The organism is Bradyrhizobium sp. WYCCWR 13022 (assembly GCF_030435535.1).
Lineage (GTDB): Bacteria > Pseudomonadota > Alphaproteobacteria > Rhizobiales > Xanthobacteraceae > Bradyrhizobium.
The window spans coordinates 10001-34481 of the sequence record NZ_JAUIZJ010000008.1; the positions used below are offsets into that span (position 1 = coordinate 10001).

Here is a 24481-nt window from a genome sequence, read left to right on the forward strand (position 1 = left end):
TAGCCCAGCCCGTAAGGGCCATGAGGACTTGACGTCATCCCCACCTTCCTCGCGGCTTATCACCGGCAGTCTCCTTAGAGTGCTCAACTAAATGGTAGCAACTAAGGACGGGGGTTGCGCTCGTTGCGGGACTTAACCCAACATCTCACGACACGAGCTGACGACAGCCATGCAGCACCTGTGTTCCAGGCTCCGAAGAGAGGGTCACATCTCTGCGACCGGTCCTGGACATGTCAAGGGCTGGTAAGGTTCTGCGCGTTGCGTCGAATTAAACCACATGCTCCACCGCTTGTGCGGGCCCCCGTCAATTCCTTTGAGTTTTAATCTTGCGACCGTACTCCCCAGGCGGAATGCTTAAAGCGTTAGCTGCGCCACTAGTGAGTAAACCCACTAACGGCTGGCATTCATCGTTTACGGCGTGGACTACCAGGGTATCTAATCCTGTTTGCTCCCCACGCTTTCGTGCCTCAGCGTCAGTACCGGGCCAGTGAGCCGCCTTCGCCACTGGTGTTCTTGCGAATATCTACGAATTTCACCTCTACACTCGCAGTTCCACTCACCTCTCCCGGACTCAAGATCTTCAGTATCAAAGGCAGTTCTGGAGTTGAGCTCCAGGATTTCACCCCTGACTTAAAAACCCGCCTACGCACCCTTTACGCCCAGTGATTCCGAGCAACGCTAGCCCCCTTCGTATTACCGCGGCTGCTGGCACGAAGTTAGCCGGGGCTTATTCTTGCGGTACCGTCATTATCTTCCCGCACAAAAGAGCTTTACAACCCTAGGGCCTTCATCACTCACGCGGCATGGCTGGATCAGGGTTGCCCCCATTGTCCAATATTCCCCACTGCTGCCTCCCGTAGGAGTTTGGGCCGTGTCTCAGTCCCAATGTGGCTGATCATCCTCTCAGACCAGCTACTGATCGTCGCCTTGGTAGGCCATTACCCTACCAACTAGCTAATCAGACGCGGGCCGATCTTTCGGCGATAAATCTTTCCCCGTAAGGGCTTATCCGGTATTAGCACAAGTTTCCCTGTGTTGTTCCGAACCAAAAGGTACGTTCCCACGCGTTACTCACCCGTCTGCCGCTGACGTATTGCTACGCCCGCTCGACTTGCATGTGTTAAGCCTGCCGCCAGCGTTCGCTCTGAGCCAGGATCAAACTCTCAAGTTGGACTTGAACTTTGAACCGGCTGATCACAACGTTTGACGAGGTCCCACCATTATCGACCGAAGTCGATGTGCTGCCTGCGATTCACATCGCGGGCAACGATGGTGTTTCCTTTGAAACGTGTACCGCCGAAGTCTTTCGTCCGGTCTCGATCAGAAAAGCCGAAGCTTTTCAGAAGCGAGACCCGCAAGGACTCCGCCGTCCACGTTTCTCTTTCTTCATCTTCACTTGTCAAACAGCCCGGGACCGTGGAGGCCCCAACCTTCCGGAGTGGAAGGGTTCCGACACCCTTACCGACGTCGAATGACTCCAACCGATTGCGTCGGCTGTTGTGTCACTCAACAAGGTGAGGAGCATCAGTGGCGCGTTCGCTCGCCTTGGTCAGTGACCCGGCGGCGCCGCGCTCAGTGGTTGGGGTTATAGGCCCCACCTTCCGGGCTGTCAACGCCAATCGTCAACAAATCGTCGCACAGTGGATTGTCGTAAAAAATCCAGCGATTCCAGCTGATTAGAGAGGCGGGGAGCGAGCGAAGCGGAGCCGTCCGGTAAAAAATCTGAAAAAAAGTTTGGGCCCGAGGGAGCTCCTGAGGGGCTCCTGAGAGGTATCGGGAGCGGCCTCGGGCGCCCCATGGCCCAGGGCTCCTGCACCCGGCCGTTCAGGAAACTTTTTCCATACCGGGCGCCGTACTAGAGCCACAATCCCGCGGCGTTCTGGTATGACACAAGCTTGAATCGCAGGGATGCCAGTGGGGGCTGCCGGCGATTTTCATGGGGTTCAGAGAAGGCGATCTGACGATGACGCGGCCTTCTTCGGACATTCGAAAGACATCGAGAGACCTTCACCTGCCTTGCTGTTCGTAATTTCGGCCGGGCCTCATCCGGGGCCTACTGAGCGCGAGCACCTGTGCGATCAAGACTTTTCCAGCGATGCCCCTGCAAGAGGGCAACCGGGAAGAGCTCGAAGCGAGGGTTCCGGGTCGTTGATTGGGGGACTTGGGTTGAACCAGAGGACGTCACGCGGCGCTTACGGGCGTGAGACCGGGATCATCGATCTCGGCCACGAGCCGCCGCTGTCCGTCGATGGTTCGGAAGCTGCCGTCATCGATCGCCGTCGCGTCTCGGTGCAATGGTTCAGCGGTACAATTCTGACCGGACTCTGCGGCGCAGCCCTGATCGGCGGCGCCGTTTTCGCGTCTCTCGACGGCGAATTGACCTTCGCCAAGGTGCCGGAGCGGGTCGAGGGCGCGCTGCGCGGGGCCTTCGGCGCCGCCGATCGCACCGCCACGCTGCACAAGAGCGACCGCTTGCCGCCGCCGAGTGACTCCACGGCGTCGCGTAATATCGTGCGCGTCTCGACGGTCGCCCGCGTCGGCAACCGCGACGTGATGCGCGTGCGCCCCTTCATCCGGATCGCCGGCAATCTGTCGATGACGACGAGCGATTTGTCGGCGAAGATTCCGCCGTTCAACGCGCAGCGTCTGCTCACCGACGTCGGCTCCGATCCCAAAACCGCTGCCGACGATCCGAACAATCCTGAAGCCGTCGAGCCCGACGCCGAGGTTTCCTTCGTCACCAAGGATCTCTCGCCGGTGTTGCCGAAGGCCAGGATCGCCGCAGTGGTGGCGCTCGACGACATCCTGATGCGGGTGCGCGATGCCGCCAATTGGCGCGGCAATGGCGGGGTGCGCTACGCCTCGCTCGCCAATGCCACCGCCGACGTCTCCGGCGCGGCCGGCCCGTCCGACATGAAGATGGCCTACGCCGCCGAAGCGTCGTCGTCCGATCCCTATGCCGGTTTCGAGACGCGCGTGGTGCCGGAGAACGTCACGCTGCTCCCGAAGACCAAGGAGCAGATCACCGGCGGCAATCCCACGGGCGAGCGCGTCCATGTCGTCAAGAAGGGCGACAGCGTCGGCTCGGTGCTGCGCGATCTCGGCGCCACGCCCGACGAGATCAAGGCGATCGCAGCGACGCTCGGCCCCCGTGGCCGCGACGGCGGCCTGAAGGAAGGCGAAAAGCTCCGCATCCTGATGGCGCCCGCAAGCCCCGGCGCACGCCTGCAGCCCTACCGCGTCGTGGTCGCCAACGACACCGTGGTCGAAGCGATCGCGGCGCTGTCCGATCTCGGCAAATACGTCGCGGTCGACGTTTCCAGCATGAACACCGTCGCCGACGCCACTGCCAACGCCAGCAGCGACGACGATGAAGACGATGACGGCAGCGGCGTGCGGCTCTACCAGAGCATCTACGAGACCGCGATGCGCAACAAAGTGCCGATGCCCGTCATCGACGACATGATCAAGATCTACTCCTACGATGTCGATTTCCAGCGCAAGGTGCAGCCGGGCGATTCCTTCGACGTTTTCTACGCCGGCGAAGACGAAGGCGTGACTTCGAGCGAGAAGAACGAGGTGCTGTTCGCCTCTCTGACGCTGGGTGGCGAGACCAAGAAATACTATCGTTTCCAGAGCTCCGACGACGGCGTCGTCGACTACTACGACGAGACCGGCAAGAGCGCGAAGAAGTTCCTGGTCCGCAAGCCGGTCAACACCGCCATCATGCGCTCCGGCTTCGGCAGTCGCCGCCATCCGATCCTCGGCTATGTGAAGATGCACACCGGCGTCGACTGGGCCACCGCCTACGGCACGCCGATTTTCGCCGCCGGCAACGGCGTGATCGAGAAGGCCCAGCTCGAAGGCGGCTACGGCAAATACGTCCGCATCAAGCACAACAACGGCTACGAGACGGCCTACGGCCACATGTCGGCCTTCGCCAAGGGCATGGAGCCGGGCAAGAAGGTGCGGCAGGGCCAGGTCATCGGCTTCGTCGGCTCGACCGGCCAGTCGACCGGCCCGCACGTCCACTACGAAATCCTCGTCAACGGCCGCTTCGTCGACCCGATGCGCGTGAAACTGCCGCGCGGCCGTTCGCTCGAGGGTCCGATGCTCGCCAGCTTCGAGAAGGAACGCGACCGCCTCGACGCCATGATGAGCGGCCGCAACGGCGCCATCGCACGCATGTCGGACGCGACCGGCGGGTCACTTCAGGTCAGCAACCGCTAGCTTTCAGACCGGACGATTTCGAAAAAACGCCCCGGAGAGACAACCTCTCCGGGGCATTTTCGTTTTGCCTCGAGTCCGGCGCTCAGTTCAGCTTGCGCTTCGACACCGGCGCCTCGAACTGGGCGATCTCCGCGGTCTGCGGCGCCTTGCCGTTGAAGGTCAGCACGTTGCCTTCGGACGAGATCGAGACGCTGTCGCCATCCCTGACGTCGCCGGCCAGGATCATCTCGGCGAGCGGATCCTGCAGGTAACGCTGGATCACCCGCTTCAACGGCCGGGCGCCATAGGCGGGATCCCAGCCCTTGGCAGCGAGCCAGTCGCGGCCCGCGGCATCGAGCGTCAGCACGATCTTGCGATCGGTCAGCAGCTTCTGCAATCGCGCGAACTGGATCTCGACGATCCGACCCATCTCGCTCCGCTGCAAGCGGTGGAACAGGATGATCTCGTCGACACGGTTCAGGAACTCGGGGCGGAAATGTCCCCGCACCATCCCCATCACCTGGTCACGCACAGCCGAAGTGTCTTCGCCCTCGGGTTGATTCACCAGGAATTCCGAACCGAGGTTCGAGGTCATGATGATCAGCGTGTTGCGGAAATCGACGGTGCGGCCCTGACCATCAGTCAGGCGGCCGTCGTCGAGCACCTGCAACAGGACGTTGAAGACGTCAGGATGCGCCTTCTCGATCTCGTCGAACAGCACGACCTGGTAAGGCCGGCGCCGCACCGCTTCGGTGAGCGCACCGCCCTCATCGTAGCCGACATAGCCCGGAGGCGCGCCGATCAGCCGCGAGACCGAATGCTTCTCCATGTACTCGGACATGTCGAGGCGGACCATCGCGGTCTCGTCGTTGAAGAGGTACTCGGCGAGCGCCTTGGTCAGCTCGGTCTTGCCGACGCCGGTGGGCCCCAGGAACATGAACGAGCCGGTCGGCCGGTGCGGGTCCTGCAGGCCTGCGCGCGAACGGCGCACGGCGGTTGCGACCGCGCGCACGGCCTCGGCCTGGCCGACGACGCGCTGTCCGAGCTGCTCCTCCATCTTCAGGAGCTTCTCTTTCTCGCCCTCCAGCATCTTGTCGACCGGCACGCCGGTCCAGCGCGAGACCACTTGCGCGATGTGGTTGGCGGTCACCGCCTCCTCCATCATCTCGCCGGAGCCTTCACGCGCCTCGATGTCGGCGAGTTGCTTCTCGAGCTGCGGGATCCGGCCATAGGCCAGCTCACCCGCCTTCTGGAATTCACCGCGCCGCTGCGCGTCGGCCAGATCGACGCGCAGGGCGTCGAGTTCCGACTTCAGCTTCTGGGCGTTGGAGAGCTTGTTCTTCTCCGCGCTCCAGCGTGCCGTCAGTGCCGCAGACTTCTCTTCGAGCTCGGCGAGCTCTTTCTGAAGAGATTCGAGACGGGACTTGGAGCCGAGATCGCTTTCCTTCTTGAGAGCTTCCTGCTCGATCTTGAGCCGGATGATCTCGCGGTCGAGCGAATCCAGCTCTTCCGGCTTGGAATCGACCTGCATCTTCAGCCGCGCGGCCGCCTCGTCCATGAGGTCGATCGCCTTGTCGGGCAGGAAGCGGTCGGTGATGTAGCGGTTGGACAGGGTTGTCGCCGCAACGAGCGCGGAATCGGTGATCCGCACGCCATGGTGCTGCTCGTACTTGTCCTTCAGGCCGCGCAGGATCGAGATCGTGTCCTCGACCGAGGGCTCGCTGACGAAGATCGGCTGGAAGCGCCGTGCCAGCGCCGCATCCTTCTCGACGTGCTTCTGATACTCGTCGAGCGTGGTCGCGCCGATGCAATGCAGCTCGCCGCGGGCGAGCGCCGGCTTGAGCAGGTTGGACGCGTCCATCGCGCCGTCACCCTTGCCCGCGCCGATCAGCGTGTGCATCTCGTCGATGAACAGGATGAAATTGCCGTCGCTCGCGGTGACTTCCTGGAGCACGGCCTTCAGCCGCTCCTCGAACTCGCCGCGATATTTTGCACCGGCAATCAGCGCGCCCAGATCGAGCGAGAGCAGCTTCTTGTCCATGAGACTTTCAGGCACGTCGCCGTTGACGATGCGCAGCGCGAGGCCTTCGGCGATGGCGGTCTTGCCGACGCCGGGCTCGCCGATCAGGACGGGATTGTTCTTGGTCCGGCGCGACAGCACCTGGATCGTGCGGCGGATCTCCTCGTCGCGGCCGATGACCGGGTCGAGCTTGCCATCGCGCGCAGCCTGGGTCAGGTCGCGGGCATATTTCTTCAGCGCGTCGTAGGCGTTCTCGGCCGTCGCGGAATCCGCGGTGCGGCCCTTGCGCAGCGCCTCGATGGCCGCGTTGAGATTTTGCGGCGTGACACCGCCCTTGGCGAGGATCGCGCCAGCCTCGCTGGTCTTCTCCAGCGTGAGGCCGAGCAGAAGCCGCTCGACGGTGACAAAGCTGTCGCCGGCCTTCTCGCCGGCCTTTTCGGCTGCATCGAAAGTGCGCGCGAGCTCGGGCGCCAGGTAGATCTGGCCGGCACCGCCGCCAGACACCTTCGGCACCTTGTTGAGGGCGTCCTCGGTCGCCTTCAGAATTGCGCGGGAATTGCCGCCGGCACGGTCGATCAGACCGGCAGCCAGCCCCTCATTGTCGTCCAGCAGCACTTTCAGGACGTGCAGCGTCGAAAATTGCTGATGCCCCTCGCGGACCGCAAGCGACTGCGCGGACTGGACGAAGCCCCTGGAGCGTTCGGTATATTTGTCGATATTCATGGCTTTTCTTTCCCTCGGCCTGCCCCTGGGGCCCTCTAAGGCACCCCAAACGGCATCTTCATTGGGTTTCCACTTGTCGCGTTGACGTTGCTCAACCAACAGCGGTCGTTATCAGCCGGCGCTGGCGCCGGCCTGCCCCAGATGTGGGAAGCGTGCCCTCGGATCGGAAGAGGCGAGTTCACAATTTCGTGCACTGACTGGCCTGCTTGGCGAGCGCGGTCAGAATCTCCTAAGTAGGCCCATGAATTTAAGCGCCAAGACAGCCAGCCAGACCGCCGAAATTACCGGCCTTTACCGTTACCCGATCAAGGGCCTGACGCCGGAACCCCTGCCCCGGGTTTCCCTGCGGACCGGCCAAACCCTCCCCGCCGACCGCCGCTACGCCATAGAGAATGGCCCCAGCGGTTTCGACCCGGAGGCTCCGGAATGGAAACCGAAAATCCAGTTCCTGATGCTGGCCCGCAACGAGCGGCTCGCCTCTCTCGACAGCCGTTTCGAGGACGCGACCAACCGCCTGACCATCCGCAAGGACGGCGAGATCGTCGCCAGCGGCGATCTGGAGACCGCGGCCGGGCGCGCGGCCATCGAGGGCTATTTCACCGAAAACTTTCAGCCGGAGCTGAAAGGCCCGCCAAAAGTGCTGTCAGGGCGCGGCCACAGCTTCTCCGACGTCGCCCGCAAGGTCGTGTCCATCATCAACATCGAGAGCGTCCGCGCCATCGAGACCATGCTCGGCGGCACCGCCGTCAATCCCCTGCGCTTCCGCGGCAATCTTTACCTCGATGGCTGGCCGGCCTGGTCCGAGCTCGACCTCGTCGGCCAGACGCTCGCGATCGGGCAGGCCCGGCTGAAAGTGATCAAGCGCATCGTCCGCTGCCCAGCCACGAATGTGGACCCGGTGACGGCAAAGCGCGATCTCGAGATCCCGCCGACGCTCTCGCGCCATCTCGGCCACATGGACTGCGGCATCTATGCCGAGGTGGTGGCCGACGGCGAGATCGGGGTGGGGGATGCGGTGGCGGTGGAAGAGCCGAAGCTGGTGTGAGCCAACGTCGTCTCCACGTATTCCGTCATTGCAAGGAGTTGTTGCGACGAAGCAATCCGGACTGCGCCCGCGGAGGGACTCCGGATTGCTTCGCTTCGCTGCAATGACGGGTTGAAACCTCAGTTCGGCATCACATACGCATAGATCCGGCCGCGCGAGATCGGAGCCTCGCGAACGCGGTTGCCGTTGTTGCCGGAAATCATGATCGGATTGCCCTGCGCGTCGATGCCGGTGATGATGCCGACATGACCGCCGCGGCGGCCGCGCGACATCACCGCGATGGCGCCGACCTGCGGACCGGAGACGCGCGTGCCGTAATGCGCGAACGAGCTCGCCATGTCGGAGCCGGTGCCCTGATGACCGGTCTTCTGAAGCACCATGTTCATGAAGCGCGCGCACCACAGGCTGCCGCGCCCCGTGGGATTGCCGCCGAGATAACGACGCGCCTCGGAGACGAGGCCAGATCCACCACCGAAGCCGCCGCTCATGCCCGCGCCGGCATTGGCGTTCGGATCATAGCTGGCCTGCGTGTTGGCGAATCCACTCGCCCGCAAAGCAGCCGCGCTGCGCTCGAAGCGCGAGCTGCGGGCACGGTGGCGATAATGATGATGTCGATGTCTGGCGTGATGCACGTAAGCGTGCCGCTCTGCGCTATGACGATGATGCGGCCGCGCCGAGGCCGGAGAAACGAACGCGGCAACCGCCGCGAAGAACAACGCCAGCGCGACAACACAACGCGACAGGCGGAACGCAAACAACTCAACCATTCTTCATCCTTCGTTGACACCCCCACTTCCCAAGTGAACCTGCCAAGTCGGCCCGTGCATTGGCCAACATCGATAGGGCCGTTAAGCCGTCCGATGTGGCGAGAAAAAGACGCCGCGCCGGCGAATAGCTGCGATGATTCTGCGGCAATGCTGGTTCGAAGCTGCCTCATTGCGGACATCAGCATTAACTGCGATCCTGACGTCACGGCTTGAAGAGAGGGAAACAGTTAATGCCCCACGCCATGACGAAGGACGACGTCCGCATCTATTTCGAGGAAGCCGGCCAGGGAACGCCGATCATTTTTCTTCACGAATTCGCGGCCGACTACACCAATTGGGAGCCGCAGATGCGCTACTTCTCGCGCGGCCACCGTTGCATCACCTATTCCGCGCGCGGCTACACGCCGTCCGACGTACCCGATGGTGAGGTCTACACCTACACGCACTTCTACACCGATGCGCTCGCCGTACTCGATCATCTCAGGATCGAACGCGCGCATCTCGTCGGCCTGTCGATGGGCGCCTACTCCTCGCTCCAGATCGGATTGAACGCGCCGCAACGCGCGCTGTCGATGACGCTCGCCGGTGTCGGCTCCGGCTCGGAGCTCGACAATCTCGAGGCATGGCGCAAACAGTGCCGCGCCAATGCCGAGCAGTTCGAGACGCTGGGCTCAGCCGAAGTCGCAAAGGTCACGCGCGAGGCGCCGAGCCGGATTCCCTTCCTGGTGAAGGACCCGCGCGGCCACGCCGATTTCTATGCCGCGCTGGCGCGGCACGATTCCAGGGGATCGGCCAACACGATGCGCGGCTTCCAGGGCGGGCGGCCGTCGATCTACACCATGACGGACGCGGTTGCGAAGGTGGCCACGCCGGCGCTGATCATCTGCGGCGACGAAGACGATCCGTGCATCGGAGCGAGCCTGTTCCTGAAGAAGCATCTGCCTGCGGCAGGGCTCGCGATGTTTCCGAAATCAGGTCATGTGCTCAATCTCGAAGAGCCTGCGCTGTTCAACGAGAGCGTGGAGCGGTTCGTGACGCTGGTGGAAGCGGGACGGTGGCCGGTGCGTGATCCGCGATCGCTGGCGGCGCACTGATCGTCATTCCGGGATGCGCCGAAGGCGCAGGCCCGGAATCCATTGAACGGCAGACGCTGAAGCACGATGGATTCCGGGTTCGATGCTTCGCATCGCCCCGGAATGACGCCTACGGCATCACTCCCCCTGCCCGCGGCTCAGCAGGAACACGCCCTGCTCGCCGAACAGATTCCACACCCACCATGGCAGGCGCAAACGCAGCGGGCGGCCGTAGAGGTCGAGCGCCTCGGCACGCTCCATCTTGACGCCGATGGCGTCGCAGAGCTCGACGAAATCCTTGATGGTGCAGAAATGGATGTTGGCGGTGTCGTACCAGCTCGCCGGCAGATTCTCCGTGCGCGGCATGTGGCCGCCGATCAGGAGCTGGAGGCGCATCCGCCAGAAGCCGAAATTGGGGAACGACACGATGGCGCGCCGGCCGATGCGCAGGAGGTTTTCCAGCACGACCTTGGGCTGCCGGGTTGCCTGCAGCGTTTGCGACAGGATCACGTAGTCGAAGGCATCGTCAGGATAATTGACGAGGTCGGTATCGGCGTCGCCCTGCACCACCGCGAGGCCCTTTGCCACGCAGCGGTTGACGCCCTCGCGCGACAACTCGATGCCGCGGCCGTCGATGCCGCGGGTCTCCAGCAGCTGAAGCAGATCACCTTCGCCGCAACCGACGTCGAGCACCTTCGAGCCCGGCTTGACCATCTCGGCGACGAGCAGATGGTCGGTGCGAAATGGGCCGGACTGCTCAGAGGCCAGCCCGTTGAGCGGCAGCACTTCCTGTACAGACATCGCTAGCCGTCCTTAGAGGTGAGCCCGCGCGCCTTGCCGGCCGATTGCAGGAAGGCGCGCGAGATGTCGAAGAATTCGGGCACGTCGAGCAGGAAGGCATCGTGGCCGCGATCGGTCTCGATCTCGGCGAACGACACCCGCGCGCTCGATGCGTTGAGCGCATGCACCAGCGCGCGCGATTCCGAAGTCGGAAACAGCCAGTCGCTGGTGAAGGAGACCACGCAGAAGCGGGTCTCGATCCCCGCGAACGCCTTCGCCAGCACGCCATCATGGTCGGCGGCGATGTCGAAATAGTCCATCGCGCGGGTCAGATAGAGATAGGAATTGGCGTCGAAGCGTTCGACGAAGGATGAGCCCTGATAACGCAGATAGGACTCGACCTGGAAGTCGGCGTCGAACGAGAAGGTCGGCAGTTCGCGGTCCTGCATGCGGCGGCCGAACTTGCGGTGCAGCGCCGCGTCCGAGAGATAGGTGATGTGCGCGGCCATGCGCGCGACCGCGAGGCCGCGATGCGGATGGATGCCCTGATCGGCATAGGCGCCATTGTGCCAGTCGGGATCGGCCATCACGGCCTGGCGGCCGAGCTCGTGGAAGGCGATGTTCTGCGCGGAGTGCCGCGTCGAACAGGCGATCGCCAGCGCGGAGTAAACGCGTTTGGGGTACGCCGCGGTCCATTGCAGCACCTGCATGCCGCCCATCGAGCCGCCGACGACGGCGAACAGCGTGTCGATGCCGAGCCGGTCGATCAGCATCGCCTGCGCGCGCACCATGTCGGGGATCGTGATGACGGGGAAATCGAGGCCCCACACCTTGCCGGTCGCGGGATTGATCGAAGCCGGGCCGGTCGAGCCCATGCAGCCGCCGATCACGTTTGAGCAGATGATGAAGTACTTGGCTGGATCGAGCGGCCGGCCGGGGCCGACAAGCGTCTCCCACCAGCCCGGCTTGCCGGTGACCGGATGGACATTGGCGACGTGCTGGTCGCCGGTCAGCGCATGGCAGATCAGCACCGCGTTGGTGCGATCGGCATTGAGCTCGCCATAGGTCTTGTAGGCGATCTGGAACGGGGTGAGATCGACGCCGCAATCGAGCCGCAGCGGCTGGTCGGCGCCGAAATGCGCGAGCAGTGAGCTCGGGTGATCCACCTCGTGCGACCGTTCATCGGCACTGATCGCGGGACTTGGAATCGACTTGACGCCAACCATCTCTGACCATCGACCTCGTTTGCGATCGGACTTCAGATCGCCACTGACATCAGGCCATGAAAAACCCGGCCTGAACGATAGGTTCGGCCGGGATCGGAAGCGTCCCCGGCCTGTTTAGCGAGTTTTTTAACGTGGCTGCAAGCCGGCCGGCTCAAATGACCACGGAACGGGCAAAAACCTACCGGCTTGAGCCGATTTCGTCAAGTCGCGGTCCGGATTAGCCAAAATCGGCTCTCGATGGGCCGCGCGGCAGGCCGTCATTTCTCTTTGCTTTCGCGGCCCATCCTGCCTAATCAGAACCTCGACCTCAGCCTCACAACAGCCCGTCAAATATGTCCCAACGTCCGCCCGCGCCACCATCGCTCCAGGAATTGCGCAAGGAGATCGACGCGATCGACGAGGCCATGCATCGCCTGCTGATGCAGCGCGGCGACATCATCGACCGCCTGATCCAGGTGAAGCAGACCCAGGAGGTCGGCTCGGCGTTCCGCCCGGCGCGCGAGGCCTCGATGATGCGCGACATCGTGCAGCGCCATCGCGGCATCCTGCCGCTCGACACGGTCGAGAGCATCTGGCGCGTCATCATCTCGACCTTCACCTATGTCCAGGCGCCGTTCTCCGTGCATGCCGACATCTCGGTGAGCGAGCCGGCGATGCGCGATTCCGTGCGCTTCCATTTCGGCTTCACGGTTCCTTACGTCGCGCATTTCAGCGCGCAGGCCGCGGTCGAGGCGGTGGCGAAATCCAAGGGCGACCTGGCGCTGGTGTCGGCGACATCGAGCCGCACGCCATGGTGGCTGGAGCTGGAAGCGGACGGCGCGCCGAAGATCATCGCGCGCATGCCCTTCGTCGAGCGCGCCGATCATCCGGCGGCGCTGCCCGTGTTCGCGATCTCGCGCGTCGCCGACAGCGCCGTGGTGACCGAGGTCGAGACCTTCAGCGTGCGCGTCTCCGGGTGGAACGCCGAAGTCGCGCGGGCGTTGTCGCCGCTCGCCGACATCGTGGCGGTGCCCGATACCGCCTTCGACGGCGCGGCGCTGCTGGTCTCGGTCACGTCAGCCACCAGCATCGACAGGATCAGGGCTGCCCTGATCGAAGCGGGGGCCTCCGTGCGGTCCACGGCTCTCGTCGGCAGCCACGCAACGCGCTATACGGTGCCCCCGACCGGGCCGAAATCGTAGATCGCGAACCGCTGAAGTTACTCCGGAGTTGAAGATGTCCCGCCCCGTGCCGAATCCCGGCATTCTCGATATTGCGCCCTACACGCCCGGCAAGACCCCGGTGCCGGAGCCGGGCCGCAAGGTGTTCAAGCTCTCGGCCAACGAGACGCCGTTCGGACCCTCGCCCAAGGCGATCGAGGCCTTCAAGCGTGTCGCGGATCATCTGGAGGACTATCCGGAAGGAACCTCGCGCGTGCTGCGCGAGGCGATCGGCCGCCACTACGGGCTCGATCCCAACCGCATCATCTGCGGCGCGGGTTCGGACGAGATCCTCAACCTGCTCGCCCATACCTATCTCAGCCACGGCGACGAGGCGATCTCGACCACGCACGGCTTCCTGGTCTACCCGATCGCGACCATGGCGGTCGGCGCCAGGAACGTGGTTGCGGCCGAGAAGAACCTGACCTGCGACGTCGACGCGATCCTGAAAGCCGTGACGCCGAAGACGAAGCTGGTCTGGCTCGCCAATCCCAACAATCCGACCGGCACCTATATCCCGTTCGACGAGGTCAAGCGCCTGCGCGCGGGCCTGCCGTCACACGTGCTGCTGGTGCTGGACGCCGCCTATTGCGACTACGTCTCGCGCAACGATTACGAGATGGGGATCGAGCTGGTCGCCACCACCGAGAACACCGTGGTGACGCACACCTTCTCCAAGATCCACGGCCTCGCCGCGCTGCGCATCGGCTGGATGTTCGGCCCCGAGCACATCATCGACGCGGTCAACCGCATCCGCGGTCCCTTCAACGTGTCGACGCCGGCGATGTACGCCGCTGTCGCCGCGATCGAGGACACCGCGCACCAGGCGATGTCGAAGCAGTTCACCGAGACCTGGCGCAACTGGCTCGGCGAGGAGATCACCAGGCTCGGGCTGAAGGTGACGCCCGGCGTCGCCAACTTCGTGCTGATCCACTTCCCGGAGACCGGCAAGACTTCGGACGCGGCGGACGCCTATCTCACCAAGCGCGGCCTGGTGCTGCGCGCGTTGAAGAACTATGGCCTGCACCACCAGCTGCGCATGACCATCGGCACCGAGGAGGCCAACCGCCTGGTCGTCGAGGCCCTGCGCGACTTCATGGCCGGCAAATGAGCGTGAACCCGCACTTCCAGCGCGTCGCCCTGATCGGCTTCGGTCTGATCGGCGGCTCGATCGCGCGCGCTGCGAAGCTCCAAGGCCTGGCCGGCGAGATCGTCACCACCGCGCGCTCGGAGAAGACGCGCGCGCGCGTGCTCGAGCTCGGCATCGTCGACAAGGTCGTCGCGACCAATGCGGAAGCGGTGGAGGATGCCGATCTCGTCATCCTCTGCATTCCCGTCGGCGCCTGCGGCCCGGTGGCGCAGGAGATCGCCGCGCATCTGAAGCCCGGCGCGATCATCTCCGACGTCGGCTCGGTCAAGGGCGCGGTGGTCAAGGACATGGCGCCGCATCTGCCGAAGAACGTTCATTTCGTGCCGGCGCACCCGGTCGCGGGCACCGAGCATTCGGGACCTGACTCCGGCTTCGCCGAGCTCTTCATCAACCGGTGGTGCATTCTCACGCCGCCCGAAGGCACCGACGCCGGGGCCACCGCGCATCTTCGCGCGTTCTGGGCGGCGATGGGCGCCAAGGTCGAGGTGATGACGCCGGATCATCATGATCTCGTGCTCGCCATCACCAGCCATCTGCCGCATCTGATCGCCTACACCATCGTCGGCACCGCCGACGAGCTGCAGCAGGTGACGGAGTCCGAAGTCATCAAGTTCTCGGCTGGCGGCTTCCGCGACTTCACCCGCATCGCGGCCTCCGACCCGACGATGTGGCGCGACGTCTTTCTCGCCAACAAGGACGCCGTGCTGGAGATGCTCGGCACCTTCACCGAGGATCTCGCCAAGCTCACCCGCGCGATCCGTCGCGGCGACGGCGAGGCGCTGTTCGACCATTTCACGCGCACCCGTGCCATCCGCCGCGGCATCGTCGAGATCGGCCAGGATTCGGCCGCACCCGACTTCGGCCGCCAGCATGGGCAGCTCGACAAGAAACAGAGCTAGCAGCGGATCAATACAGCGGCGGAATCTGGCCGACCTTGAACGGGCCGAGCAGCACGGCGCCGTCGGCGAATTTCAGCGGGAAGGTGCGGGCCTTCCTGCCCTCGAGCGTGCTCTCGGTGCCGATCGCGTTGATGCCGGCGGCAATCCCGGCATTGGCGTTCTGCTTGATGACCTTGCCGAGACCGGGCACGGCACGGTCGAGCGCACCGAAGAGGTTGTTGAGGTCCTGCGACTTCACGCCGGGCGCGACGCGATCGAGCGTCGCCTGTGGCACGCCCTCCTCCAGCATCTTCTCGATGCCGAGCGCCGGGATGACCCGCTCGAGGCCGGTCACCGTCATCTGCAATTCGCCATCCAGTCGGCCATTGGCCGAGAGGCCGAGCGTACCGGCCGCGACCGCGATCATCTCGCCCTGCTGGATCCGCGACTGCACGATCTCGATATGACCGCCGGCGGCCTGGATCTCGCGGAAGCGCTGCGGCCAGGGTTTGGGCGTGAAGTCGGAGAGGCCGGTGATCTTCGCACGCGTGTCGGCCTCGAACGGCTCGGCGAGCAGGGGATGAACGCCCTGGATGCTGCCTTGCGAGACCTGGAGCACGGTCTCGATCACGGGATGATCGGCTGGCGATCCCTCGGCGATGCGTCCGTGCAGTTCGATCCGCTTGGCGCGCGCAAGCGGCACCTGCACCGAGCCATCGAGCCTGTCGAGGCTGGGATCGTCGAACACGATGGAGGCGCGCTCCGGCACCGCCGGCAGACCGATCACGCTGCTGCGGCCCTTGCTCCAGTTCACGACGAACGTGTTCTGCGTGACGCCGTCGACCAGGGTTGCCGGCGCGGAAAACTCGGCGATGACGTGCTTGGGATCGTAGACCTGTCCCACGACCAGGATGTTGTCGAGCTTGGCCGTGAACGGCGTCTTGCTCGCATTCTGCGAGACCAGGGCGACGCTGGCGCCGGAGCACTGGATCTCGAAGCGGAACGGGAAGCCCGCGACCGAACGCTTGGCGCAGTCGTAGATGCGGCCGGCCTTGGCCTCCTGCGCACGCCAGGCGTCGGCGGCGACGCCCGCCTGGGAGGCCGCATAGAACCAGAAGCCGCTCCAGGCGACTGCGAGGATCAGGAGGAGGACGGGAGCAATGAAGAGCCCCCAACGGGAGCGCCGGCCTGCGGCAATGGTCGTATCGGACATGCGGCGACCCTTTGGCCCCAGATTTTGTCAAATGTAAGCGAGACGGGCCTGCGGCAAAAGGCGGAGAATTCACTTCGCTTGGCGCGGCGGTTCTGCTAGCCGTGCCCGAAATGTCGGAAATCACCCTCCCCTCCGTCACGACAGCCAAGGGCGACCTCTGGGTGTTCGGCTACGGCTCCCTGATGTGGCGGCCGGGCTTCGAATTCGAGGAGCGCGTTCCGGCGCGGCTGGTCGGCGAGCACCGCGCGCTCTGCGTCTATTCCTTCGTGCATCGCGGCACGCCCGAGCAGCCGGGCCTGGTGCTGGGGCTCGATCGCGGCGGCGCCTGCCGCGGCATCGCCTTCCGCGTCGCTGAAAAGAGCCGCGCCGACGTGGTCGCCTATCTGCGGGAGCGCGAGCAGGTGACGTCGGTCTACCGCGAGGTGATGCGCTCGGTGTGGCTGGAGAACGAAGCGCGTGAGCGCGTCTCGGCGCTCGCCTATGTCGTCGACCGTGGCCATGTCCAATATGCCGGCCGCCTCTCGCTCGCCGACCAGCACCGTCATGTGCTCCAGGGCCACGGCCAGTCCGGCGCCAACCGCGACTATGTCACCGCAACCGTGAAGGCGATCGAGGCCGAAGGCTTTCGCGACACGCAGCTGCATCAGCTCGCGAGGATGCTGCATGGCGATCCTCGTCCGCCGGCTCCTGCGGACGATCGCGAAAGCCGCTAGGTCTCCGACGGCGCGTAACTCGGCGCGGAGCCGATCAGCTGCTCCTGCTCCTTCCGGCCCGCCTCGACGAGACGGCTGGTCGCGTCCTCGATCACGGTCTGCACGCGCGTGAGAAACTGATCCTTGGGCAGCCCCGGCGGCAGCGGATCGAGGAATTCGACAACGAGCGTGCCGGGATAGCGCATGAACGTGCGGCGCGGCCAGAACAGGCCGGAATTGAGCGCGATCGGCAGGCACTGCACGCCGCAGGACGAATAGATTTGCGCAAAACCGGTCTTGTAGTCCGGCGGCGCCCCCGGTGCGCGTCGCGTGCCTTCCGGAAAGATGACGAGCTGGCCGCCTGCGCGCACCGCCTCGCGCGCACGCCGCGTCATGTCCAGCAACGCCTTCACGCCGGCATTGCGGTCGATCGCGATCATCCCGGTCTTGACCAGGAACTGGCCGAACACCGGGATCTGCATGAGCTGGCGCTTGAGGATGAAGATCGGGCGATGGAAAAAGCCCGGCAGCACGAAGGTCTCCCAGAACGACTGGTGCTTCGCCACGATCACCAGCGGTCCCTGCGGGATCTTCTCGACGCCGCGGAATTCCACCTTGATGTTGCAGACCACGCGCATCAGGACGAGCGTCGCCTTCGCCCACCATCCGGCAACCGTCAGCATCGCGCGCGGCGGCAGCGCAAAGGTCGGCAGCGCCACGATCGCGAGACACACCAGCACGCTGTAGAACAGCACGTTGAAGACGAGCGAGCGCAGGAAAATCAGGAACATCGACGATCCGTTGGATTTGCCGGTCAATTGGCCTGTGCGGTGGCGGGCCGCCTGGATTGCGGTCCAGCAGGCTGCTCCGACATCTCGGGGGAAAGGTCAATCCCGAAATCCTCCAGCCGGACCCTGAGCTCGGCCGCGGTGTACTTGACATATTCGGACAAGAGCAGCCGCAGGGTCGAGGCCGAAGTCCACCACGGCTCCTCGCGCCATTTGTCGCCGACCACGGCGAACGGGATCAGCGTGGTCTGCGGCATCGCATGCGAGAATTCCACCAGCGCGCGGGGCATGTGATAGTTCGATGTGACCACGATCAGCGACTTGAAGCCGCGCGCCTCGGCCCAGCGACGCGCCTCCGCCGCGTTGCCGCGGGTCGTGAGCGCCGTGCGGTCGAGATCGACGCAGCAGGTCATGAAGGACTGATTCTCCGGCAGGGTCCGGGAGATGTCGCTCGCCGTCGAGGTCGGATGCACGCCCGATATCAGCAGCCGCCTGCCGTAGCCGGCCGCCAGCAGCTCCATCGCATCGGACACCCGCGAAGAGCCCCCGGTCAGGACGACGATGCCGTCGGCTTTGCGGCCAGGGGCGACCTCGGCACCGCGCAATTGCGACAGGAACGCGACGAAACCCGCTGCCGCGCCGACAAAGGCGAACGCGATCGCCGACACGACGGTCGCGTGGAGCCAGCCGCGCGGCAGTTTCGGCGATCGATCGTCGGTCGGCGAGGTCATGTATGTCGGTGATCCCTTCCCCGGATGATTTTAAGACGTTTTGAGGCGAAGTGGAGTCCGGTTTATCGGGCTCAATCCACGTCGTTCAATGTCGCGAACAGCGTCTGGCGCGAGGCGACCGCGGTGATCGCGCCGATCAGGACGGCCTGCACCGCGAGCACGACATAGCCTGATGGCCGCAGCGAGAAGGTGCCGAGCAGGGCCGCGAACTGATCCCCGACAGGAGTGCCCGAGAACCAGCCGGCGATCGACTCGGAGAAGCCGAACAGCAGCATCGCGACGCCGCCGCCGATGACGCCGCCTTCGAGGCCGAGCCTGAGGAAATGCCGCAGGAAATGATTGGCGATGTAGCGGTCGCCGGCGCCGACGAAATGCAGGACTTCGACGATCGGGCGGTTCGCCGCCATCGCGCCGCGGGTTGCGAAGGAGACCGAGATGATGGTCGCGACGATGACGAGCGCGAGGATGCCGATGCCGGCGAACACGGTGGCATTCGTCATCGAGCGCATCCGCTCGATCCAGGCGCGGTGATCGTCGACGCTGGCGCTCGGCGCCACTTGCGTCACACGCGCACGAAGCGCACCGAGATCGAGCACCGTGCCTGGCTGCACGCGCGCGATGATCATGCGTGGCACCGGCAGATCGTCCATCGACAGCCCGGTGCCGAGCCAGGGTTCGAGCAGCTTGCCGCTCTCCTCCTTGGTGAACGGCTTGACCTCGACGATGCCGGCTTGCGCGCGTACCGCCTCGGTGACGGCGGCCGTATCGCGCTCGATGTCGCGCCCCGATTGCGGGCGAACCTGGATGGTGATCTCGCTCGCGACGTCCGACTGCCATTCCGCGGCCGAGGCGCTCACCAGCAGCACCGTGCCGGTCGTCATCGAGGCGAGGAAGGTCATGATGGCGACGACGGCAACCAGCGCGCGGCCATGGATCGAGGCGCGCGGCACGATCGGCGACAGGTTGCGCGCCCTGGCCGGCAGCGGCGGACGCTCCTGTCCGAGATCGACCAATACGCCGCGCTCGTCGGTCCTACTCATAGACGTGCAGCCGTCCCTGATGCAGAACGAAGCGGCGTGCTTCGTACTGGTCCATCAGCGCGATGTCGTGGGTTGCGATGATGACGGCGGTGCCTGACTTGTTGAGCTCGATGAAGAGCCGCAGCAAGCGCCGTCCGAGCGTCGGATCGACGCTGCCGGTCGGCTCGTCCGCGAGCAGGAGCTGCGGCCGCGAGATCACCGCGCGCGCGATCGCCGCGCGTTGCTTCTCGCCGCCCGACAGGATCGGCGGCAACGCATCCATGCGGTCGCCGAGGCCGACCCAGCGCAGGAGATCGATGACCTCCTTGCGATAACTCGATTCGCTGCGGCCCATGACGCGGAACGGCAGCGCCACGTTCTCGTAGGTCGTCATGTGATCGAGCAGACGGAAATCCTGGAGCACGATGCCGATGCGCTTGCGCAAGTCGGCGATCTCGTCCTTGCCGAGCTGCGAGACGTCGTGGCCGAACAGGTTGACGAGGCCACGCGTCGGCCGGTGCGACAGGAACAACAGGCGCAGCAGCGACGTCTTGCCGGCGCCGGACGGGCCGGTGAGGAACTGGAAGGAATGTGCCGGAATCTGGAAACTGAGGTCGCGCAGGATCTCGGGCCCCAGACCATAGCGTAATCCGACATTTTCGAACCGAACCAAGCTCAGCTCCGTTCGAGAGGGGACGTAGACCGCACGGCGGCCCGTTTTCGCCGCACGCGGTCAAGGGGTTGTGCGACCGTTATGGTTTCCGGTTCGTTAACGGTCGCCCTGTAGCATCCCGGCGAGCATCCTTAGAAGTCCCTTCTTGGGAGTACCTTCGGCGCCCGGTTCCGCGCGACAAGGTCATCGTCGAGGCCGTCCATGCATATCGTCTGCCCTCATTGTACGACATCCTACGCCATCAAGCTTGCGAGCCTTGGGGCCAATGGGCGGACGGTCCGCTGCTCCCGCTGCAAGGAAACCTGGATGGCGCATCCGGAGGATGCCATCGAGGAGGCGGCCCTGCCCGCGATGGCCGCAACCGGCCAGGCCGACGACCAGTCCGACCTCGCCGCGCAGTGGAATACCTACGCCAAGGATGACGCCGCCGCCGAGACGCCGGTGGTCGAGAGCCCCTCGATCGCCAGCGACTGGCCGAGCGAGGACGCCGCCGAACCCGAGGACGAATGGTCGGCGGCAGCCCGGGCAGCGGAAGACGAAGTCGTCGGGGCCAAGCATCAGTCCTGGTTCCGCGACCTGTTCAGTCGTCGCGGCGCCAGGGTGAGCCGACCGAAGCCTGCCGCCGCCCCGCGCAAATCCTACTACGGCCTGCCGACCGCCTGCGCCGCCATGGGCGCGCTGGTGCTGGCGCTGGTGATCTGGCGCGGCGACATGGTCCGCCTGCTGCCGCAGACCGCGGCCTTCTACAAGATGGTCGGGCTGGAGGTGAACCTGCGCGGGCTCTCCTTCAAGGACGTCAAGCTCTCGACCGAGACCGTGGACGGTAAACAGGTGCTGGTGATCGAGGGCGTGATCGTCGGCCAGGGCAAGAAGCCGCTCGATATTCCGCGCCTGCGCTTTGCCGTGCGCGACGCGCAGGGCGCCGAAATCTACGCCTGGAATTCCGTGCTGGAGCAGACCGTGCTGCAACCCGGCGAGCGCGCCTTCTTCCGCTCGCGCCTGGCCTCGCCGCCCGCGGAAGGCCGCAATATCGACGTTCGCTTCTTCAACCGGCGCGACATTGCCGGCGGCAGCGTATAATCAGGCTTTGTGGAATCCGCGCGGGGTTGGTCCCAAGGATCGTCTCATGCCAAAAGTGTTGATCGCCGATGACGAGGACTCGATGCGCCAACTGGTGGCGCGCGCCATCGCCATGGACGGCCACGAGACCGTCACCGCACAGGACGGCGCCGAGGCGCTGGAGATCCTGACACGCGAGGACGGCGCGTTCGATCTGTTGCTCACCGACATCCAGATGCCTGTGATGGACGGCATCGCGCTGGCGCTCTCGGCCGCGCGTGACTTTCCGCAGCTGACCATCCTGCTGATGACGGGCTTTGCCGACCAGCGCGAGCGGGCGTCGAACCTGAATGCGCTGGTGCATGACGTCGTGACCAAGCCGTTTTCAGTGGCGGATATCCGCACGGCGGTGGCGGATGCGCTGGCGGCGAAGAAGGGGTAGCGCTGCCGCCAGCCGAGCATTCCGCTGTCATGCCCCGGTCAAGCCGGGCGATGACGGTGAGCTGGTCGTGGGCCGCCCTCAAAAATCCTTCAGCAGGCGCTCGATATAGTCGAGCTCGATCTGCGGGCGCGAAGGGTCGCTCAAGCGGCGGCGGAGCTCTTCGAGAATGCGGCGGACGCGCTGGACGTCGATCTCGCCGGGAATCTTGACCGTGTAATCGTCGCCGAATTCACGGCCACGCAGCGGACGGCCAAGCGGGTCGGTCTGGTTGCCGCCGCTCTGCTGACGACCCACGCGATTACCGGGGCCATCGCCCTGGCCGTCGCCATCGCCCTGCTGCATCGCCTCGGCCATCTTCTGCGCACCCTTGCGCATCGCCTCCAGCGCCTTGCCTTGGGCATCCACTGCGCCGTCGGCATTGCCATCGCCGAGCTTCGAACCCGCATCGCCCATGGCGCTGTCGGCGGAATCGAGCCCGCCGTCGTCATCACCCTGGTCGGCGTCCTGATCGCCGTCCTGTCCGGGATCGGCCTGCTGCCCTTGCTGGCCCTTCTGTCCCTGCTGACCTTTCTGGCCCTTCTGCGAGAGGCCGCGCTTGGCCATTTCGTCCTGGAGCTTCTTCAAGCGGTCGCGCAGCGCCTGCTGGTCCTGCTGCAGGTCCGACATGGACTGGTCACCCTGCTGCTGCTGCTTGCCGCGCATGCGATCGCGCCGGGAGTCCTGGCCCTGCTTGTAGGTCTTGTCGCGCAATTGCTGCTGCTTGCGGATCATGTCGCCGAGCTCGTTGAGCGCCTGCTCCATGTCGCTCTCGCCGGACTGTCCGGGCTGCGCCATCTGGAGGCCCTCCAGCATCTGCTGGAGCTGGTCGAGCAATTGCTTGGCGGCATCCTTGTCGCCGGAGCGCGACAGGCGCTCCATGCGGTCGATCATGTTCTGCAGGTCCTGCTGGCGCAGGATTTTCGTGTTCGGATCGAGCGGACGCGCGAGATTTTGTGCGTCCTTGTTGTTGCGGAACTGCTCGGCGAGCTGGCGCATGAAATTGTCGAGCGCAGCCCGCAGATCCTGCGTGAGCTTCTTGATCTCCTCGTCGCTGGCGCCGCGGTCCAGCGCCTGCTTCAGCGCGTCCTGCGCCGCGCGCAGCGCCTTCTCGACGTCGGAGATGTTGCCGTCCTCGATCGTCACCGCGAGCGCCCACAGGCTCGCCACGACCTCGCGCAGCGCATCGTCGGTGCGCGCCGCCTCGAGCTGGCGGGTGACGCTGTAGAGGCCGAGATATTGCCCGGTCTGCTGCATGAACAGTTCGGGCGCGATCATCAGCGCATCGAGCGCGGTGTAGACGTCGGAATTCCTGTTGGCGTCGAGCGCGAGGATGCGGCGTTGCTCGATCAGCGCGCGTGCGAGGGGCTTGGTGAAAAGCCGCTCGGGCAGGCGCATGTTGAACGGCTCGCTCTTCGCCTCGTTGCCGGCCTCGTCCTTGGCGGTGAGCGTCAGCGTGACATCGGCGCCGGCATAGGGATCCTCGCTGAGGTCCTTCACCGTCTGGCCCACGCCATTACGGGTGCGCGCATTCGGCAGCACCAGCGGGAATTGCGGCGGCTGGAACAGCGGCCGCACCGCGGTCTTGCCATCGGCTTCCTTGCCGGCGTCACTGCTGCGCGCGGCAACCTGCGCTTCGGCGCCGGTAACGCCGTAATCATCCTCGATCTTGTAGACGAGCTGCAGCGCGCCGCGCGCCTGGCGCTCCGGATCCTTGGCCAGCGCGATCGTCGGCGGACGGTCCGGCGTCGCCGCGAAAGCCCATTGCGGCTGGCCCGAGGGCGCGCGGACATGCGCGGTGCCGTCGCCGGAGATGGTGAAATGCTTCTCGCTGGTGCCCTTGGGCGCCGCTTCCTTGGGTTCAGCTTCCTTGAGGCCTCCGGAGACAACGACGTCCAGGCTGCCGCCGGAGGAGCGCACGATCAGGGTCGATCCGGCGGGAACGGCGAGCGGGCCGGAGGCTGGAAGTGCTGCAGCCTCCTTGTTGGCGGCCGACAGGATCACCGGCGGCTTGCCGGTGTAGAGCGGCGGCGTGACCCAGGCATCGACGCGGATATTGGTGGGCGCCAGCACGCCGTTCCAGTCGAAGGCCGCAGCCAGCCGCATCGCGCGCTCGTCGCCCGCGGCAAAGAAGGTCGCGACCAGCATCACCATGACCAGCGCGCGCAGCGCCCAGGGGTCGTGGATGGCGAGGCGCGGGTGCGGCAAACCGGCGCGGATGCGCTTGAGCGAGGCCAGCGTGCGCTCGCGCTGTGCCTGCCAGAGTGCCTGGGCGACCGGGTCCTGCGACGTCAGCGTGTCCGTGAGGGTGGTGGCCGGGCGGTGACGGATGCCCGAACCACGGTCGAGGCGGGCAAGCGCCTCTTCGCGGCCCGGCCAGCGAAACCGAAACAGCGGGAACAGGGCGCCGGCCGCAAGGACAGCGAAGATGGCGAGGCCGATGGCACGCGCGACGGAGGGTAGCGCCAGCCAGAGACCGGCCCAGGACACCACCAGAAACAGGCCAATGACCGTCAGAACACGCGCCAAGCCGGGCCAGGCACGCTCCCACGCGATGGCATAGGTGGACCGCTCGAGGGCCTGCGCCAGCTTCAACCGCGACAGGGCATCGCCATCACGGATCGGGTCTGACGGGTCGGGGGTGACGCCGTTCAATCAACTCTCCAAGTTGCCCGGTGGAGAGAAGCGTACCACAACGGCAGCACTGAGGCATCCGTTCCTGTACGGGAGACACCCCTTTTCCCGCATAACACGGGGA

At 65.0% G+C, this 24481-nt stretch carries 20 protein-coding genes, 1 rRNA gene and 1 riboswitch (1 of these 22 only partly in view); of the genes, 10 read left to right on the forward strand and 11 right to left on the reverse strand.

The window, feature by feature from the left end; genetic code table 11:
- Positions 1–1171 (reverse strand): 16S ribosomal RNA (locus QY049_RS13190); it reaches 316 nt to the left of the window's first position.
- A 10-nt stretch (positions 1172–1181) separates the two neighbouring features.
- Here QY049_RS13190 and QY049_RS13195 point away from each other — a divergent pair.
- Complete coding sequence (locus tag QY049_RS13195) at positions 1182–1475, forward strand: hypothetical protein (RefSeq protein ID WP_143270136.1); 294 nt, start codon at positions 1182–1184, stop codon at positions 1473–1475.
- Positions 1476–2166: 691 nt separating this feature from the next.
- A complete protein-coding gene (locus QY049_RS13200) occupies positions 2167–4230 on the forward strand; it encodes a M23 family metallopeptidase (protein WP_194478043.1) in 2064 nt (687 codons plus the stop codon).
- A gap of 82 nt (positions 4231–4312) precedes the next feature.
- On the opposite strand, the gene clpB is transcribed toward QY049_RS13200, so the two are convergent.
- Positions 4313–6952, reverse strand: coding sequence for an ATP-dependent chaperone ClpB (gene clpB / locus QY049_RS13205; RefSeq protein WP_258763972.1), 2640 nt, complete (start codon positions 6950–6952; stop codon positions 4313–4315).
- Positions 6953–7193: 241 nt separating this feature from the next.
- On the opposite strand from clpB, the gene QY049_RS13210 reads away from it, so the two are divergent.
- Positions 7194–7997, forward strand: a complete 804-nt coding sequence (locus tag QY049_RS13210) for an MOSC domain-containing protein (RefSeq protein ID WP_258763973.1) — start codon at positions 7194–7196, stop codon at positions 7995–7997.
- Positions 7998–8116: 119 nt separating this feature from the next.
- Here QY049_RS13210 and QY049_RS13215 read toward each other — a convergent pair whose 3' ends face one another.
- Complete coding sequence (locus QY049_RS13215) at positions 8117–8764, reverse strand: TIGR02594 family protein (RefSeq protein ID WP_258763975.1); 648 nt, start codon at positions 8762–8764, stop codon at positions 8117–8119.
- Positions 8765–8994: 230 nt separating this feature from the next.
- Here QY049_RS13215 and QY049_RS13220 point away from each other — a divergent pair, with 230 nt between their 5' ends.
- Entirely contained in the window at positions 8995–9858 is an 864-nt protein-coding gene (locus QY049_RS13220; RefSeq protein ID WP_258763977.1) for an alpha/beta fold hydrolase, read from the forward strand.
- Between the two features lie 117 nt (positions 9859–9975).
- On the opposite strand, the gene metW is transcribed toward QY049_RS13220, so the two are convergent.
- A complete protein-coding gene (metW, locus tag QY049_RS13225) occupies positions 9976–10638 on the reverse strand; it encodes a methionine biosynthesis protein MetW (protein WP_194478048.1) in 663 nt (220 codons plus the stop codon).
- Positions 10639–10640: 2 nt separating this feature from the next.
- Positions 10641–11843 (reverse strand): homoserine O-acetyltransferase, encoded by a 1203-nt coding sequence (locus QY049_RS13230; protein WP_258763978.1) that lies wholly within the window; start codon positions 11841–11843, stop codon positions 10641–10643.
- 93 nt (positions 11844–11936) lie between these two features.
- Positions 11937–12016, reverse strand: a riboswitch (SAM riboswitch).
- A 159-nt stretch (positions 12017–12175) separates the two neighbouring features.
- Between QY049_RS13230 and QY049_RS13235 the strand changes: the two genes are divergently transcribed.
- Genes QY049_RS13235 through QY049_RS13245 form a run of 3 tightly spaced genes read left to right on the forward strand, consistent with a single transcriptional unit; the run spans position 12176 to position 15091 of the window.
- Positions 12176–13024 carry a chorismate mutase gene (locus QY049_RS13235; protein ID WP_194478050.1) on the forward strand — a complete coding sequence of 283 codons (849 nt, stop codon included), beginning with the start codon at positions 12176–12178 and terminating at the stop codon, positions 13022–13024.
- Positions 13025–13058: 34 nt separating this feature from the next.
- Positions 13059–14153: a histidinol-phosphate transaminase gene (gene hisC / locus QY049_RS13240; RefSeq protein ID WP_194478051.1), complete on the forward strand. Its 1095-nt coding sequence runs from the start codon at positions 13059–13061 to the stop codon at positions 14151–14153.
- Positions 14150–15091 carry a prephenate/arogenate dehydrogenase family protein gene (locus tag QY049_RS13245; RefSeq protein ID WP_258763979.1) on the forward strand — a complete coding sequence of 314 codons (942 nt, stop codon included), beginning with the start codon at positions 14150–14152 and terminating at the stop codon, positions 15089–15091. The genes hisC and QY049_RS13245 overlap by 4 nt, the downstream gene beginning before the upstream one ends.
- 7 nt (positions 15092–15098) lie before the next feature.
- Here the strand turns inward: QY049_RS13245 and QY049_RS13250 are convergent, their stop codons facing one another.
- On the reverse strand, positions 15099–16283 hold the full coding sequence (locus tag QY049_RS13250; RefSeq protein WP_258763981.1) for a DUF2125 domain-containing protein: 1185 nt from the start codon (positions 16281–16283) through the stop codon (positions 15099–15101).
- 110 nt (positions 16284–16393) lie between these two features.
- Between QY049_RS13250 and QY049_RS13255 the strand changes: the two genes are divergently transcribed.
- The gene (locus QY049_RS13255; protein ID WP_258763983.1) at positions 16394–16996 is read left to right on the forward strand and encodes a gamma-glutamylcyclotransferase; all 603 of its coding nucleotides are present in this window, start codon (positions 16394–16396) and stop codon (positions 16994–16996) included.
- Here the strand turns inward: QY049_RS13255 and QY049_RS13260 are convergent.
- The 4 genes from QY049_RS13260 to ftsE all read right to left on the reverse strand — a co-directional run bounded on the left by QY049_RS13260 (position 16993) and on the right by ftsE (position 20186).
- Entirely contained in the window at positions 16993–17766 is a 774-nt protein-coding gene (locus QY049_RS13260; RefSeq protein WP_258763984.1) for a 1-acyl-sn-glycerol-3-phosphate acyltransferase, read from the reverse strand. The genes QY049_RS13255 and QY049_RS13260 overlap by 4 nt on opposite strands.
- A 23-nt stretch (positions 17767–17789) precedes the next feature.
- A complete protein-coding gene (locus tag QY049_RS13265) occupies positions 17790–18494 on the reverse strand; it encodes a YdcF family protein (protein WP_194478056.1) in 705 nt (234 codons plus the stop codon).
- 71 nt (positions 18495–18565) lie between these two features.
- The gene (locus tag QY049_RS13270; protein WP_194478057.1) at positions 18566–19534 is read right to left on the reverse strand and encodes an ABC transporter permease; all 969 of its coding nucleotides are present in this window, start codon (positions 19532–19534) and stop codon (positions 18566–18568) included.
- Positions 19527–20186: a cell division ATP-binding protein FtsE gene (ftsE, locus tag QY049_RS13275; RefSeq protein WP_092288863.1), complete on the reverse strand. Its 660-nt coding sequence runs from the start codon at positions 20184–20186 to the stop codon at positions 19527–19529. Before ftsE ends, QY049_RS13270 begins: the two co-directional genes overlap by 8 nt.
- Before the next feature lie 201 nt (positions 20187–20387).
- Here ftsE and QY049_RS13280 point away from each other — a divergent pair, with 201 nt between their 5' ends.
- Together QY049_RS13280 and QY049_RS13285 are read left to right on the forward strand one after the other, a co-directional pair.
- The gene (locus QY049_RS13280) at positions 20388–21266 is read left to right on the forward strand and encodes an MJ0042-type zinc finger domain-containing protein (RefSeq protein WP_258763985.1); all 879 of its coding nucleotides are present in this window, start codon (positions 20388–20390) and stop codon (positions 21264–21266) included.
- 46 nt (positions 21267–21312) lie between these two features.
- Entirely contained in the window at positions 21313–21687 is a 375-nt protein-coding gene (locus QY049_RS13285; protein WP_027530607.1) for a response regulator, read from the forward strand.
- A gap of 78 nt (positions 21688–21765) precedes the next feature.
- Here QY049_RS13285 and QY049_RS13290 read toward each other — a convergent pair whose 3' ends face one another.
- On the reverse strand, positions 21766–24378 hold the full coding sequence (locus QY049_RS13290) for a TIGR02302 family protein (protein ID WP_301269499.1): 2613 nt from the start codon (positions 24376–24378) through the stop codon (positions 21766–21768).
- Positions 24379–24481 lie beyond the last annotated feature (103 nt).